Raw genomic sequence first — 231 nt, forward strand, 5'->3', positions numbered from 1 at the left:
GAACCCGTGTTACCGCCGTGAAAGGGCGGTGTCTTAACCGCTTGACCAACGGGCCATTACATATTTGAAAAACTGGCGGAGAGCAAGGGATTCGAACCCTTGAGACGGTTTTGCCGCCTACACGAATTCCAATCGTGCTCCTTCGGCCACTCGGACAGCTCTCCAAAAGAGAAAGTGGCTCCGCAAGTAGGATTTGAACCTACGACCTACCGGTTAACAGCCGGTTGCTCT

Annotated in this window: 1 tRNA gene; it reads right to left on the reverse strand. The window is 53.2% G+C overall.

Annotated features, from left to right (window positions below):
* Positions 1-73: 73 nt before the first annotated feature.
* Positions 74-164, reverse strand: a tRNA-Ser gene (locus BBB58_RS13505).
* Positions 165-231 lie beyond the last annotated feature (67 nt).

The sequence above is a fragment of the Exiguobacterium profundum genome, assembly GCF_001909285.1.
GTDB lineage: Bacteria > Bacillota > Bacilli > Exiguobacteriales > Exiguobacteriaceae > Exiguobacterium > Exiguobacterium profundum.